Genomic DNA, 14,800 nt, shown 5'->3' on the forward strand with positions numbered 1-14,800 from the left:
ATCCACAGGGGGACACGGACTCTTCCCCCGCCCCACGAGTCGTGTCCTCAGACGCGGGTCGCCCACACGTAACGGTGTTCCGGGCGGCCCGCGTCGCCGTATTTCAAAGTCAACCTGGCCCGCCCGGTTCGCTCCAGCAGCTTCAGATAGCGCTGGGCGGTCTGCCGGCTCACTCCGGTCCGGTCGGCGATCTCCTGGGCCGACAGGGGGTTCTCGGCCGCCATCAACGACCGGCGGACCAGGGTGGCGGTGGTGGGGGAGTGCCCCGCGGGCAGCCCGGGATCAGCCGGGGCGGACAGTGCCCCGAAGATCCGGTCCACCTCGGACTGCTCCGCCTCGCCGCCGCCGTCCAGGGTGCGGCGCAGCCGCGCGTACGCCTCCAGCTTGGCCCGCAGTCCCGCGAAGGCGAACGGCTTGACCAGGTACTGCAACGCGCCGTGCCGCATCGCGGCCTGAACGGTCGCCAGGTCCCGGGCCGCGGTCACCATGATCACGTCGGTGTGGTGCCCGCGGCGGCGCATCTCCCGCAGAACGGCCAGACCCGTCTCGTCGGGCAGGTGGTGGTCCATGAGCACCAGGTCCGTGCGCGGCAGTGCCTGAAGCAGCCGCAGCGCCTCGGCGGCGCTGTGCGCCACCCCGGCGACACGGAAGCCCGGCACCTTCTCGACGTAGGCCGCGTTGACCCGCGCCACCCGGACGTCGTCGTCCACGACCAGCACCTCGATCACCCCGACTCCTCCCCGGCGGTCCGGACGGCGGTGGCGAGAGAGACTTCCGGGCCGGCGGGCGCTGGGCCCGTGGACGCCTTTTCCGCCGGCGCCAGGTCCGGCTCCGCGAGCGCCTCCGGGAGCACGACCGTGAACTCCGCGCCGCCGCCTGGCGCTTCGCCCACCGTGGCGCGGCCACCCTGTCGCTCGGCGAGCCGGCGCACCAACGAGAGCCCGATGCCGCGCTTGCCGTGGGCCGGCGGCTGCTTGGTGGACCAGCCTTCCGTGAAGACGAGGTCCCGCTGGTCCGCCGGGATGCCCGGCCCGGTGTCGCGCACCCTGAGCACGGCAGTACGTCCCTCGGCGCGCAGTTCGACCTCCACGCGCGCGTGCGGGGTGGCCGCGACGGCGTCGAGCGCGTTGTCGACCAGGTTGCCGACGACCGTCACCAGGCCCCGGGGGTCTACCAGCCGGTCCGGCAGCCGGGTCCGGTCCGAGACCCACAGCGCGACTCCGCGCTCGGCCGCGACGGTCGCCTTGCCGACCAGAAGGGCGGCGATCAGCGGGTCCTCGATCTTCTCGGTGACCTGTTCCGCGGTGGCCCGGTGGTCGCCGACGACCTCCCCGACGAACTCCACCGCGTCGTCGTACATCTCCAGCTCCAGCAGCCCGAGCAGGGTGTGCATGCGGTTGGCGTGCTCGTGGTCCTGCGCGCGCAGCGCGTCGATCAGACCGCGGGTGGAGTCCAGTTCCCGGCCCAGCTGCTCCAGCTCGGTGCGGTCGCGCAACGTGGCGACGGCGCCCCCGTCGTCCGTGGGCATGCGGTTGGCGACCAGGACGCGCTGCCCGCGCACGGTGAGCAGGTCGGTGCCCGTGACCCGTCCGGCCAGGACGTCGGTCGTACGGCCGTCACCGAGCGCCTCGTCCAGTGACAGGCCGACCGCCTCGTCACCGATGCCGAGAAGGCGGCGTGCCTCGTCGTTGAGCAACCGGACACGACCGCCGCGGTCGAGGGCCACGACGCCCTCCCGGATGCCGTGCAGCATCGCCTCGCGCTCGGCGAGCAGGGCCGCGATGTCCGAGAAGGCCAGATCCCTGGTCTGCCGCTGGACCCTCCGGGAGATCAGCCAGGCGGCCAGCGCGCCGACCGCCAGCGCGCCGCCCGCGTACGCGAACAGGCCCGGTATGGCGGCGATCAGCCTGGCACGGACGCTGTCGTAGGCGATGCCGACCGAGACCGCTCCGATGATGCGGTGGTGGTCGTCGTACAGCGGCACCTTGCCGCGGGCCGAGCGGCCCAGGGTGCCGGTGTCGATCTGCATCACCTTGTTGCCGGCCAGGGCTTCTCCGGGGTCCGTCGAGACATGATCGCCGATCCGCTTCGGATCGGTGTGCGACCAGCGCACGCCCCGCACGTCCATCACCACGACGTACTCGGCGGAGGTCTCCGTCCGGATCCGCTCCGCCTGCCTCTGCACCGGCCCGTCGACGGTCGGCGCGGTGTGCTGGAGGTCGTGTGCGATCTGGGGATTCTGCGCGGTGGTCTCGGCGATGACGAGCGCACGGCGCTCCGCCTGGTCGTCCAGCTGATGGCTGAGCGGGGCGAGGAACAGCCCGGTGGCCAGCACCGCCACTCCCGCGGCGACCGCCCACTGCATCAGCAGCACCTGCGAGAACACCCGTCGTGGCAGGCCGAGGCGCAGGCGGCGGGCGGGTGGAGTGGGGCTCATGCCCATGACCGTACGTCGGCACGCGGCCACTGCCCCAGGGGGTGTGGCATGGATCTCGGGACCGGATGCCGACCCCGGCGCGGCCGGCTTCCGCGGCGGCCGGCCCGTGCACCTGGTCCCGGCCGGTCACCAGGTCCGGTGTCAGCGGGCGGGCGCCGACCGGGCGACCGTCAGTTCGCGTACGGCCGTCACGTCCATGCGCGCCGGCGCCCCCAGGATCGTGGCGCCGCAGCTCTCCGGACGGGGCGGTACGGCGGCGCCCTGCTCCACGGTCACGTGCCACCGGCGTCCGTCGGTGTGGGCGACGGTCACGGCCCAGCGGGGCGCCGCTCCGTCGGCGTGCAGGGGCTCGGCGCCTGCGACGGTCAGCGCGTCAGCCCGGTCCTCTCCGGATGCGGCCCGCACGGCCAGTTCCGCCGCCTGTGCGGGCCGTTCCCAGGCGGTACGGCCCCGGCAGCCCTCCATGACCACGCGGCCCTCCCGTGCGGCGTGCAGGGCGTCGACGACGGTGTGCGCCTCGGCCCTGCCGTAGGCGTATCCGTGCGGAAGGACGAGCACGGTCGGCGAGAAGCGGTGGCCGCCGAGGTGGGTGACCTCCCAGGCCTCCCGCACCCCGGTGGCGGCGAGCGCGGCCGCGAGCGGCCGGCCGAGCAGGGCGCAGCACCGGTCGCGCCTGCCGTTGGTGCAGACCAGGGCGAGCGGGTCGCCCGAGTGCGGCCGGCCCCCCAGCACCGTGTCGAAGCTGCGGTGATCGCCCCTGCCCAGGGCGGCGAAGTCGAGTCCCAACAGTTGCTCGGGGTCGACGGTCAAGGCGCTGTGCAGCCATCCGTCGCCGGGAACCGTGTGGGCGGCGTACACATGCCGCACGGACGGCGCGTGGCGGTCGGCATGCCGTCCGGGGCGGCGGATGAGCGCGATGCGGACGCCGGTGCCCTGCGCGGCCCGCTCCAGCAGGCGTCCCCGGCCGGGGTCGAGGTGGCTGGACGTGAGCGCCTTCGGGCCCCACGGTCCGGGCTGCTCCAGCAGCAGCCACGTCGTCGCCGTGGGCGCGGTGGCGGACAGCGGCTCGTGGAGCTGCCGGGAGGCGGTCGTGCACGTACTCACACAGGTGAGCCTAACCTGACTTGCCTCACCAGCCGCATCCGCCGCTCGGAATGATCTACTCCGGCAGCGGTCGCGGGGGCCGCGGGCCGACGTACCGGCCGCTCGGGCGCATCCGCAGCGGGCGCTCCCCGTACTCCTCCAGAGCGTGCGCGATCCAGCCCGCCGTCCTGGCCACGGCGAAGATCGTCTCACTGGCGCTGGAGGGCATGCCGGACGAGGCGGTGAACACGGCGAGCGCCAGGTCGACGTTGGCGTGCAGCGGAGCGTGGCGAGCGGTCGTGGCGACGATGTCCCGGGCGGCGGCGAGGGCGGGGGCGGCGCGCGGGATGTCCTCCAGGAGGCCGAAGAGGGCACGCGCGCGTGGATCCTCGCCGGGGTAGAGACGGTGGCCGAGCCCCGGGATGCGGCGGCCCTCGCGTAGTTCGTCCGCGATGACGGGCCCCGCTGCGCCCCGGTCCAGCACCTCCAGGACGAGCCGGTGCGCCAGTCCTCCGGCCGCGCCGTGCAACGGGCCTTCGAGCACGCCGAGCCCGGCGGAGACGGCGGCGTAGGCGTGTGCGCGGGCGGAGGCGGCCACGCGCACCGCGAGCGTCGAGGCGGCCAGATCATGGTCGACGAGCAGGCCCAGCGCGGTGTCCAGGACGCGCAGTGAGGCGTCGTCGGCGGGACGACCGGTCAGCCGGCCCCACAGCCGGTGTGCGAGCGGGCCCTGGTCGCGGTATGTGGGCCGGACCGGTGGGAGCGCGGCGACGAGGGTCGGGATGAGCACGCGCGCGGTGCCGAGCACGGCGTCCTCCGTCAGGTCGAACCGCAGGGGGTCAGCGACGGCGGCGGCGATCGCGGCGACCCGCAGCCGGTCGGTGGGCCCCGCGTGCTCGGGCAGGGCTTCCACGGCCCGGCGCGCCACGGCGACGGAGGCCTCGGGCGCGGTGAAGGTGACCGCAGGGCGCATCCGCCCGGTCCAGAGCCACTCGGCGATCTCCTCGTAGGTGTGCCGGGCGGCCAGCTCCGTCGCGTCGACACCGCGGAAGTAGTAGCGGTCCCTGTCGATGAGCGTGATGCGGGTCCGCACGGACAACTCCCCGCCGACGTCCGTACCGCTGCCGCCGTCCCGCCGGTTGCGGCGGGCGAGCGCCTCGACCTCCTTGGCGTCGAAGGAGCTGCCCCGGCCGCTCGGATCGCGACGGCTGCTGAGCTGACCACGGCTCACGTACGCGTACACGGTCTCGGGCTTCACCCCGAGCAGTTCGGCGGTCTCCTTGGTGCTCAGCCTTCGCTCCGCGGCGCCGACGGCGGGTTCCTGATCGCGCATGGAGCCCACCGTATCCGGCCCAGCCATCGAGTAAAGCATTGATTCAATCAATGTTGACAGAGATTGAGTCAAGCATGGACAGTCTGCTCAAGTGCATGGGAGGAAACATGACCAGCAACAGGGCCGCAGCCACTCTCGTCGACGCGCCGCGGGGCCTTGCGGGAGTCGTGGTCACCGACACCCGGATCGGTGACGTCCGCGGGCTCGAGGGCTTCTACCACTACCGCCAGTACTCGGCCGTCGAGCTCGCCCGCACCCGCCGCTTCGAGGACGTCTGGTACCTGTTCCTGCACGGGGAACTTCCCGACGCGCGACGCAGCGGCGCCTTCGCCGCCCGGACCGCCGCGCTGCGCCGGCTCCCCGAGGAGGTCCGCGCTGCACTGCCGGCCGTCGCGGCGGCGAGCGCCCGCTCCGGCCCGCTCTCCGGCCTGCGCACGGCGCTGTCCCTGCTCGGGGCGGCCGGGGGCTTCCGGCCGGTGTACGACATCGACGCGGACCGGCGGCGCGAGGACACGCTGGTGGCCTGCGCCGCCGTGCCGACGATCCTCACCGCGCTGTACCGGCTGGGGCGGGGACTCGAACCGGTGGAGCCGCGAGAGGACCTCTCCTGTGCGGCGAACTACCTCTACATGCTGACGGGTTCGGAACCGGACGCCCGGCACGCCCGAGCCGTCGAGCAGTATCTGATCTCAACCATTGATCACGGATTCAACGCGTCAACCTTCACGGCGCGGGTGATCGCGTCCACCGGAGCGGATGTGGCCGGCTGCCTGGTGGGCGCCGTGGGCGCCCTCTCGGGGCCGCTCCACGGAGGCGCGCCCAGCAGGGCGCTGGACACGCTGGACGCCATCGGCACCCCGGACCGGATCGACCCCTGGATCCGTGACCGCGTCCTGGCCGGGGAGCGCATCATGGGCTTCGGCCATGCCGTCTACCGCACCGAGGATCCCCGTTCCCGGATGCTGCGTGAGATCGCTCAGGAGTTCGGCGGGCCGCGGGTCGAGTTCGCTGTCGAGGTCGAGCGCCGCGTGGAGGCGATTCTCGCCGAGCTCAAACCCGGCCGCGAACTGCACACGAACGTCGAGTTCCATGCCGGCGTCGTGATGGAACTCTGCGGTGTGCCCCGGGAGATGTTCACCCCGACCTTCGCGGCGGCTCGAGTGGTGGGCTGGAGTGCGAACATCCTCGAACAGGCGGAGGACTCGAAGATCATCAGGCCGGCGGCGCGCTACGTCGGTCCGGTGCCACCGGTGGAGGTGCCGACGGCGGCCTGAAGGAGACGTGCGGCCTGGTGCCGTTCGGGCGCCAGGCCTCATCGGTGAGGGTCGAGCAGGGCCGGGGTGCCGGGCTGCTCGCCGGGGGCGGTCCGGCTCGGCGGGTGGAGGTGCGTGCGGCCGGTGCGGGGCGGGAGGCCTGAGGGATGGATACGGTCTCGTATGAGCCGTCAGGCGTCGGGGATGTCCGCCTTGGCGCGGATCAGTGTTTCCCGACTGACGACCACGATGCGTTCGTAGTCCGCGCGGGAGGCGTCGGCGGGCAGTTCCCGCTCCAGCGCCTCGGTGGCTTCGGTGCCGATGACGGCGAAGTTTCCGTCGCTCAGTTCGAAGACGTCGGGGCAGTTGGCTCCCGAGGTACTGCCACGGGCGCTCGGGGGCACACCGATGCGGCGCACGATCTTCAAGGGGTACCGGTCCTTAGTTCTGGGCACAGTTGTGGCCAGCACGTTACTGGGGTTGCTGGGGCCCCTGCGACAGGATCGGCCCAAACGCTACCCGTGATACGCGGACATCACTCGCACGGAGGCGGCAGGGTCCCGATGACCCACCACTCGTCGGTGTCCGCCTCCTCGAGATCCCTGATGAGACCGTCGACCATCTGCCCGATCCTCGCCTCCTCCGCCGACTGCTTCAGTGTCGCCCGCTGGGCTCTCGACGCCTCCCAGTAGTCCCGCATCAGCGGATTCTGGAAGATCTCCCGCAGGCGTCCGAACAGCTCCTTCTGGTCCAACAGTCCCGCTCGGTAGAGGAAGTAGAGGTTGACGTACCAGGCGTTGGCGTAGAAGAACTGGCGTCGCTTCTCCGCGGGAATGCTCTGGTCGTAGGTGTCGATCACCGCTGCGAGGGACGGATCGTCGATCGCCCTGGCGAGCAGGTCCCAGTGCATGCGCTGCTGATGCGCCAGGGCGCGGCGCCTGGAGTCCAGTTCCTCGCGTTCCAGGCGCCGTGCCTCCAGCCGCTCCGCCTCCAGGCGCCGACGGCGTGCGGCCACCGTCAGGGTGGCGGTGACGAGCAGCAGACCGGCCGCGGCGGAGCCGAACCTCCCCGCGGCATTCTTCTGAGTGACCATGTCAACCCCCGTATCAGGCGGCCGTCCGCCGGTCGTCGGGGCTGGGTGCGGGTGACGGGGACCGGCGAGCGGTGGGCGGCGCTTGCCGTCTCCCAGGGTGCCGAGCGGCTCTGATCGGCGGGAGGCGGAGAGGAGGCGCACGGAGGGAAGCGAGGGTCGCACACACCGGCGCCATGTCCAACGTCTGCCCCGCAAGTGCCGCTAACAATCGTTCACTTCGGCGTGATTCGCGCGGCTCGTATCCTGTTTCGGCGTTCAGTTGTCCAGGTGCACCGCGGCCTTGAGCCGGTGCACGCGTCGGAGTGAGAGAGGTCGCGCGGTGAGCCAGCCGAGCCGGAGCCCGGAACCGAACCCGAGTCCGAGCCCGGGCGGGACCGGTGGTCGGATCCCGGTCCTCGTGCTCGCCGGATTTCTCGGCGCCGGGAAGACCACCCTGCTCAACCACCTCCTGCACCACAGCGGCGGCAGCCGGATCGGCGCGATCGTCAACGACTTCGGCGCCGTCGAGATCGACGCCATGGCGGTCGCGGGCGCGCTGGGCGACTCCACCGTCTCTCTCGGCAACGGGTGCTTGTGCTGCGCCGTCGACGCGGGGGAGCTCGATCTCTATCTCGACCGGCTCACCCGCCCCGGGGTCGGCATCGACGTGATCGTCATCGAGGCCAGCGGGCTCGCCGAACCCCAGGAACTCGTCCGCATGGTGCTGGGCAGCGAGAACCCCAGGGTCGTCTACGGCGGGCTCGTCGAGGTCGTGGACGCCGCCGAGTTCGACGACACGCGCGCGAGGCATCCCGAGATCGACCGGCACCTGGCGCTCGCGGACCTCGTCGTCGTCAACAAGATCGACCGGGCCGACAGCGCGGAGCGGGTGCTCGGGACCGTGCGGTCCCTCGTCGACGGGGCGGCCGTCCTGCCGGCGACCCACGGCCGTGTCGACCCCGCGTTCCTCTTCGACCGCAGGCCGCGCGGGGAGCGCGTCGGGCAGCTGTCCTTCGACGATCTGGCAACGGCCGACGGGGACGAACTCCACGGCCCTCACGCCGGGCACCTGCACACCGGCTACGACAGCCTCTCCTTCGTCTCCGATGTGCCGCTCGACCCCCGCCGGCTGATGCGGTTCCTCGACAGCCGGCCCGACGGCCTCTACCGGATCAAGGGATATGTCGACTTCGGTCCCCACGACCCGCGCAACCGCTACGCGGTGCACGCCGTGGGGCGCTTCCTGCGCTTCCGTCCGGAGCCCTGGCCGGCCGGCGCACAGTCCCGCCTCACCCAGCTGGTGCTCATCGGCTCCGGCATCGACGTACCGCTCCTCCGCAAGGAACTCCAGGCGTGCGAGAACGACGCCCCACACGCCGACGAGCACGGCATGTGGGGCGTCCTGCGCTACGTCCGGGAACCCGAGGACGAGCGGGCGAACGGGGAACCGCCGGTCTAGACCGGTCCGGCCACCGCCGCCACCGTCTTCTTCAGCGACACGCCCGAGCCGTCGCGGCGCGGGTCGATGTCCGGGAGCTCGGCCGGAGTGCCGTTCTTCTGGGCGGCACGGGCCGGGACGGGCCCCGCCCAGGCGAACGACAGGCAGTCCTCGCCCTTCAGGAAGCGCTGGCAGCGCACGCCGCCGGTGGCCCGGCCCTTGCGCGGGAACTGGTCGAACGGCGTCACCTTCGCCGTCGTCTGCACGGAGTCGTCCAGCGTCCCGCGGGACCCGGCGACCGTGAAGACCACCGCGTCCGCCGCCGGGTCGACGGCCGTGAAGGAGATGACCTTGGCGCCCTCCGTGAGCTTGATGCCGGCCATGCCGCCGGCCGGGCGGCCCTGCGGCCGGACCTGGCCGGCCTGGTAGCGCAGAAGCTGGGCGTCGTCCGTGATGAAGACCAGGTCCTCGTCACCGGTGCGCAGCTCGACGGCGCCGACGATCCGGTCGCCCTCCCTGAGGGTGATCACCTCCAGCTCCTCCTTGTTGGAGGGGTAGTCGGGCACCACCCGCTTGACGACGCCCTGCTCGGTGCCGAGCGCCAGGCCCGGCGAGGACTCGTCGAGCGTGGTCAGGCAGACCACCGTCTCGTCGTCCTCCAGGGAGACGAACTCCGCGAGCGGCGCGCCGCCGGACAGGTTCGGCGCCGCATCCGTCTCCGGCAGCTGGGGAAGGTCGACCACGTTCAGGCGGAGCAGACGGCCGGCCGAGGTCACCACGCCCACCTCGCCGCGAGTGGTGGCCGGCACCGCGGAGACGATCACGTCGTGCTTCTGCCGTCTGCCTCCCGCCTCCCGCGGGAACGGCTCACCGCCCGCGGTGCGGGCGAGCAGGCCCGTCGAGGACAGCAGCACGCGGCACGGGTCGTCCGCCACCTGCAGCGGCACCGTCGCGGCCGGGACGGCGCCGGCCTCCAGCAGCAGCGTGCGCCGCGGGGTGCCGAACTTCTTGGCGACCGTCGCGAGTTCGGCGGAGACCAGCTTGCGCAGCTCCGCGTCGGACTCCAGGATCCGGGTCAGCTCCTCGATCTCCGCCGTGAGCCTGTCCTTCTCCGCCTCCAGCTCGATGCGGTCGTACTTGGTCAGGCGGCGCAGCGGCGTGTCGAGGATGTACTGGGTCTGCACATCGCTCAGCGCGAAGCGCTCCATCAGGCGCTGCTTGGCCTGCGCGGAGTTCTCGCTGGAGCGGATCAGCCGGATGACCTCGTCGATGTCCACCAGCGCCGTCAGCAGGCCCTCGACCAGGTGCAGCCGGTCGCGCTTCTTGCCGCGCCGGTACTCGCTGCGGCGCCGCACCACGTCGAAGCGGTGGTCGAGGTAGACCTCCAGAAGCTCCTTCAGGCCCAGCGTGAGGGGCTGGCCGTCGACCAGCGCGACGTTGTTGATGCCGAAGGACTCCTCCATCGGGGTCAGCTTGTACAACTGTTCCAGGACCGCCTCCGGCACGAAGCCGTTCTTGATCTCGATGACCAGACGCAGTCCGTGCTCACGGTCGGTGAGGTCCTTGACGTCGGCGATCCCCTGGATCTTCTTGGAGCCGACCAGGTCCTTGATCTTGGCGATCACCTTCTCCGGGCCGACCGTGAACGGCAGCTCGGTGACGACCAGACCCTTGCGGCGGGCCGTGACGGTCTCCACGGACACCGTGGCACGGATTCTGAACGTGCCGCGCCCGGTCTCGTAGGCGTCGCGGATCCCGGACAGGCCGACGATCCGGCCGCCGGTGGGCAGGTCGGGGCCCGGGACGTGCTTCATCAGGGCGTCCAGGTCCGCGTTCGGATGCCGGATCAGGTGGCGGGCGGCCGCGATCACCTCGCCGAGGTTGTGCGGTGGCATGTTCGTGGCCATGCCGACGGCGATGCCCGAGGCGCCGTTCACCAGCAGGTTGGGGAACGCGGCGGGCAGGGCCACCGGCTCCTGCTCCTGGCCGTCGTAGTTGGGGGCGAAGTCGACCGTGTCCTCGTCGATGGACTCGGTCATCAGGCTCGTCGCCTCGGCCATGCGGCACTCGGTGTACCGCATCGCGGCGGGCGGGTCGTCGTTGCCCAGCGAGCCGAAGTTGCCGTGGCCGTCGACGAGCGGGACACGCATAGAGAACGGCTGCGCCAGGCGCACCAGGGCATCGTAGATCGACGCGTCGCCGTGCGGGTGGAGCTTGCCCATGACCTCGCCGACGACGCGGGCGCACTTCACGTACCCGCGGTCGGGGCGCACTCCCATCTCGTTCATCTGGTAGACGATGCGGCGGTGCACCGGTTTGAGTCCGTCCCGGGCGTCCGGCAGGGCGCGGGAGTAGATGACCGAGTACGCGTACTCGAGGAAGGAGCCCTGCATCTCGTCGACGACGTCGATGTCGAGGATCTTCTCCTCGTACGGTTCGTCGGGCGGCGGGGTCTTCGTGCTGCGGCGGGCCATCGCTGCCGGCTCCTCCTGAATTCTGATCGCTCGCCTACGGGGCGCCTCTGCCGGTCTCGGCGGGGCGGCCGCGTCCGGCCCTCTCGGGCCGTGCACGCCCGCCCCGTCGACACCGACGCGCCACTTCGGCTCACTCTTGCTGAAGCGTGTGACGGGATCTGACGCGGACCATTGTGGCGCGCCGCACTGACAACCCGGACAAGACCCCGCCCCACCCCGTCGGCGGGCCCCCTCGGACGCCTACCCGCGACGGCCGGCGAAGGGAACCGTGACGGTCGCGACGCGGCCGCCCCCCGGAGCCCGGGCGGGCCCCGCAGCGCCGCGCCGGCCTGCGCCGAGCCGGCCGCGGCCCTCGCCGCACCCGCTCCCACGACGCCGCCGGAGGCCCCGTCCGGACGCCGTGTCGACCAGGTATTCGCCTTCTTCCGTTCTCGCTCTCGGCGTACGGGATCCGGGAACTTCGCCAGGGGTCCGTGCACTTGCATACAGTGGCAGGACCGGCAGGACAAGGGCGGTTCGCGGACCGCCACCGCGATCGAAGGGACGCACATGCCCATGGGTCACACGGCCACAGCCGAGGCAGGCTCCGGGGGCCTGACAGCGACCGAGCACCGCCTGGCCAACGGTCTGCGCGTGGTGCTCTCCGAGGACCACCTGACCCCCGTCGCGGCGGTGTGCCTCTGGTACGACGTCGGCTCCCGCCACGAGGTCAAGGGACGCACCGGACTGGCTCACCTCTTCGAGCACCTGATGTTCCAGGGCTCCGCCCAGGTGAAGGGGAACGGCCACTTCGAACTGGTGCAGGGTGCCGGCGGCTCGCTCAACGGCACCACCAGCTTCGAGCGCACCAACTACTTCGAGACCATGCCCACCCACCAGCTGGAGCTCGCCCTCTGGCTGGAGGCCGACCGCATGGGCTCCCTGCTCGCCGCCCTGGACGACGAGTCGATGGAGAACCAGCGGGACGTCGTCAAGAACGAACGCCGCCAGCGCTACGACAACGTGCCCTACGGCACCGCCTTCGAGAGGCTGACCGCGCTCACCTACCCGGAGGGCCACCCGTACCACCACACGCCCATCGGCTCCATGGCCGACCTGGACGCGGCCACCCTAGAGGACGCCCGCGCGTTCTTCCGTACGTACTACGCCCCCAACAACGCCGTGCTCTCGGTCGTCGGCGACATCGACCCGCAGCAGACGCTGGCCTGGATCGAGAAGTACTTCGGTTCCATCCCGTCCCACGACGGCAAGCCCGAGCCCCGCGACGGCTCGCTGCCCGAGATCATCGGCGAGCAGCTGCGCGAGGTGGTCGAGGAGGAGGTCCCGGCGCGTGCCCTGATGGCCGCCTACCGGCTCCCGCACGACGGCACGCGCGCGAGCGACGCGGCCGATCTCGCGCTGACCATCCTGGGCGGCGGCGAGTCCTCCCGCCTCTACAACCGCCTGGTGCGCCGCGACCGCACCGCCGTCGCGGCCGGGTTCGGGCTGCTGCGGCTGGCCGGGGCGCCCTCCCTGGGCTGGCTGGACGTGAAGACCTCCGGTGACGTCGAGGTCCCGGTCATCGAGGCCGCCATCGACGAGGAACTCGCCCGGTTCGCCGAGGAGGGTCCCACGGCCGAGGAGATGGAGCGTGCCCAGGCCCAGCTGGAGCGCGAGTGGCTGGACCGGCTCGGCACGGTCGCGGGCCGCGCGGACGAGCTGTGCCGGTACGCGGTCCTCTTCGGTGACCCGCAGCTCGCCCTGACCGCCGTCAAGCGCGTCCTGGAGGTGACACCCGAGGAGGTCCAGGAGGTCGCCAAGGCACGCCTGCGCCCCGACAACCGCGCGGTGCTCGTCTACGAGCCGACCACCGCCGACACGCCCGAAGCCGGCGACACCCAGGACGCGGACGCCGCGGCCACCGACGACACCGAGGAGGCGGCGAAGTGACCGAGCTCGCCACCATGGACTTCCACCCCCAGCCCAAGGCGGGCGAGGCCAAGCCGTGGGCGTTCCCGGCGCCCGAGCGCGACACGCTCGACAACGGCATGACCGTCCTGCGCTGTCACCGCCCCGGCCAGCAGGTCGTCGCCGTCGAGGTGCTGCTGGACGCCCCCCTGGACGCCGAGCCGGCCGGCCTGGACGGCGTCGCCACGATCATGGCGCGGGCCTTCTCCGAGGGCACCGACAAGCACTCCGCGGAGGAGTTCGCCGCCGAACTGGAGCGCGCCGGCGCCACCCTCGACACGCACGCCGACCACCCCGGCGTACGACTGAGCCTGGAGGTCCCCGCCTCCCGTCTGGCCAAGGGCCTCGGCCTGCTGGCCGACGCCCTCAGGGCGCCGGCGTTCGCCGACTCCGAGGTCGAGCGGCTGGTGCGCAACCGGCTCGACGAGATCCCGCACGAGCTGGCCAACCCCTCCCGTCGCGCCGCCATGGAGCTCTCCAAGGAGCTGTTCCCGGCCACCGCGCGCATGTCGCGCCCGCGCCAGGGCACCGAGGAGACCGTCCGCGGCATCGACGCGGCGGCCGTGCGCGCCTTCTACGACCGGCACGTCCGCCCCTCCACGGCCACCGCCGTGGTCGTCGGCGACCTCACCGGCATCGACCTCGACGAGCTGCTCGGCCAGACCCTGGGCGCCTGGACCGGCTCGCCGGCCAAGCCGCGGCCCGTGCCGGCGGTGCACGCCGACGACACCGGCCGGGTGGTCATCGTGGACCGTCCCGGAGCGGTCCAGACGCAGCTGCTCATCGGTCGCATCGGACCCGACCGGCACGACCGTGTGTGGCCGTCCCAGGTGCTCGGCACCTACTGCCTCGGCGGGACCCTCACCTCCCGTCTGGACCGCGTCCTGCGCGAGGAGAAGGGCTACACCTACGGTGTGCGGTCCTTCGGTCAGGTGCTGCGCTCGGCGCCCGACGGCTCGGGCGCCGCGATGCTCGCGATCAGCGGCTCGGTCGACACGCCGAACACCGCTCCGGCCCTGGACGACCTCTTCACGGTGCTGCGCAAGCTCGCCGCCGAGGGCCTCACGGACGCCGAGCGGGACGTCGCCGTGCAGAACCTCGTCGGTGTGGCGCCGCTCAAGTACGAGACGGCCGCCGCCGTGGCGAGCACGCTGGCCGACCAGGTCGAGCAGCACCTGCCCGACGACTACCAGGCGACGCTCTATCAGCAGCTCGTCGCCACCGGCACGGTGGAGGCCACCGCGGCGGTCGTCCGCGCCTTCCCGGTGGACCGGCTGGTGACGATCCTGGTCGGTGACGCGGCGCAGATCAAGGAGCCCGTGGAGGCTCTGGGCATCGGGCAGGTGAGCGTCGTCACGGCCGAGTAGCGATCCGCGGCGACTCCGTCCGGCACGGGCGCGAGGCACGCGCGCGTGGGGCCCTGGTGACCGAAGCGTCACCGGGGCCCTGCGATGTCCGAATTGGGGTAGAGGTTGCCTGTCTGCCCTGTGGCATGCGCTACAAAAGTCCGAATCGGTTTGGGAAGTGACCAAGCTCCCCTCTAGCGTCGGTCCGGCTGTTCGTCGGGCAGTGCGCCGCACCCGCGGCACCGGACAGCCATCGCCGAGTCCCCGTACGGCGCGAGCCAGGGGAGCCGGGGACCCACCCAGTCCCTGGGGTGAATCGGACACCCGCGCGCAGCGAGGGGTCCGTAGGAGACCTTCCTGCTCCGAACCCGTCAGCTAACCCGGTAGGCGAGAGGGAAGGAAAGGACCAGCGTCTGC

At 72.1% G+C, this 14,800-nt stretch carries 11 protein-coding genes and 1 riboswitch; of the genes, 4 read left to right on the forward strand and 7 right to left on the reverse strand.

Going from position 1 to position 14,800, the window contains the following annotated elements; translation table 11 throughout:
- Positions 1-47: 47 nt before the first annotated feature.
- The 4 genes from ACWDUZ_RS19440 to ACWDUZ_RS19455 form a co-directional block, all read right to left on the reverse strand.
- Positions 48-728: a response regulator gene (locus ACWDUZ_RS19440; RefSeq protein ID WP_451633022.1), complete on the reverse strand. Its 681-nt coding sequence runs from the start codon at positions 726-728 to the stop codon at positions 48-50.
- Positions 725-2,437, reverse strand: coding sequence for an ATP-binding protein (locus ACWDUZ_RS19445; RefSeq protein ID WP_451633023.1), 1,713 nt, complete (start codon positions 2,435-2,437; stop codon positions 725-727). Before ACWDUZ_RS19445 ends, ACWDUZ_RS19440 begins: the two co-directional genes overlap by 4 nt.
- 141 nt (positions 2,438-2,578) lie before the next feature.
- Positions 2,579-3,541 carry a sucrase ferredoxin gene (locus ACWDUZ_RS19450; protein ID WP_451633024.1) on the reverse strand — a complete coding sequence of 321 codons (963 nt, stop codon included), beginning with the start codon at positions 3,539-3,541 and terminating at the stop codon, positions 2,579-2,581.
- Between the two features lie 55 nt (positions 3,542-3,596).
- Positions 3,597-4,853 carry a citrate synthase gene (locus ACWDUZ_RS19455; protein ID WP_451633025.1) on the reverse strand — a complete coding sequence of 419 codons (1,257 nt, stop codon included), beginning with the start codon at positions 4,851-4,853 and terminating at the stop codon, positions 3,597-3,599.
- A 107-nt stretch (positions 4,854-4,960) separates the two neighbouring features.
- Between ACWDUZ_RS19455 and ACWDUZ_RS19460 the strand changes: the two genes are divergently transcribed.
- A complete protein-coding gene (locus ACWDUZ_RS19460; RefSeq protein WP_451633026.1) occupies positions 4,961-6,127 on the forward strand; it encodes a citrate synthase/methylcitrate synthase in 1,167 nt (388 codons plus the stop codon).
- A gap of 170 nt (positions 6,128-6,297) precedes the next feature.
- Here the strand turns inward: ACWDUZ_RS19460 and ACWDUZ_RS19465 are convergent, their stop codons facing one another.
- Both ACWDUZ_RS19465 and ACWDUZ_RS19470 read right to left on the reverse strand, forming a co-directional pair.
- Positions 6,298-6,534, reverse strand: coding sequence for a hypothetical protein (locus tag ACWDUZ_RS19465; protein ID WP_133932844.1), 237 nt, complete (start codon positions 6,532-6,534; stop codon positions 6,298-6,300).
- Between the two features lie 107 nt (positions 6,535-6,641).
- Positions 6,642-7,199 carry a DUF6082 family protein gene (locus tag ACWDUZ_RS19470; protein WP_451633027.1) on the reverse strand — a complete coding sequence of 186 codons (558 nt, stop codon included), beginning with the start codon at positions 7,197-7,199 and terminating at the stop codon, positions 6,642-6,644.
- 385 nt (positions 7,200-7,584) lie between these two features.
- Here ACWDUZ_RS19470 and ACWDUZ_RS19475 point away from each other — a divergent pair, with 385 nt between their 5' ends.
- Positions 7,585-8,637, forward strand: coding sequence for a CobW family GTP-binding protein (locus ACWDUZ_RS19475; RefSeq protein WP_451633053.1), 1,053 nt, complete (start codon positions 7,585-7,587; stop codon positions 8,635-8,637).
- Here the strand turns inward: ACWDUZ_RS19475 and ACWDUZ_RS19480 are convergent.
- Positions 8,634-11,090 carry a DNA gyrase/topoisomerase IV subunit A gene (locus tag ACWDUZ_RS19480; RefSeq protein WP_451633028.1) on the reverse strand — a complete coding sequence of 819 codons (2,457 nt, stop codon included), beginning with the start codon at positions 11,088-11,090 and terminating at the stop codon, positions 8,634-8,636. The two genes, ACWDUZ_RS19475 and ACWDUZ_RS19480, sit on opposite strands and share 4 nt — an antisense overlap.
- A gap of 549 nt (positions 11,091-11,639) precedes the next feature.
- On the opposite strand from ACWDUZ_RS19480, the gene ACWDUZ_RS19485 reads away from it, so the two are divergent.
- Positions 11,640-13,019, forward strand: a complete 1,380-nt coding sequence (locus ACWDUZ_RS19485; RefSeq protein WP_451633029.1) for a M16 family metallopeptidase — start codon at positions 11,640-11,642, stop codon at positions 13,017-13,019.
- Positions 13,016-14,404: a M16 family metallopeptidase gene (locus ACWDUZ_RS19490; RefSeq protein ID WP_451633030.1), complete on the forward strand. Its 1,389-nt coding sequence runs from the start codon at positions 13,016-13,018 to the stop codon at positions 14,402-14,404. The genes ACWDUZ_RS19485 and ACWDUZ_RS19490 overlap by 4 nt, the downstream gene beginning before the upstream one ends.
- Positions 14,405-14,627: 223 nt before the next feature.
- Positions 14,628-14,788, forward strand: a riboswitch (cyclic di-AMP (ydaO/yuaA leader).
- Positions 14,789-14,800: the final 12 nt, after the last annotated feature.

It is taken from the genome of Streptomyces sp. NPDC003393, from assembly GCF_053589015.1.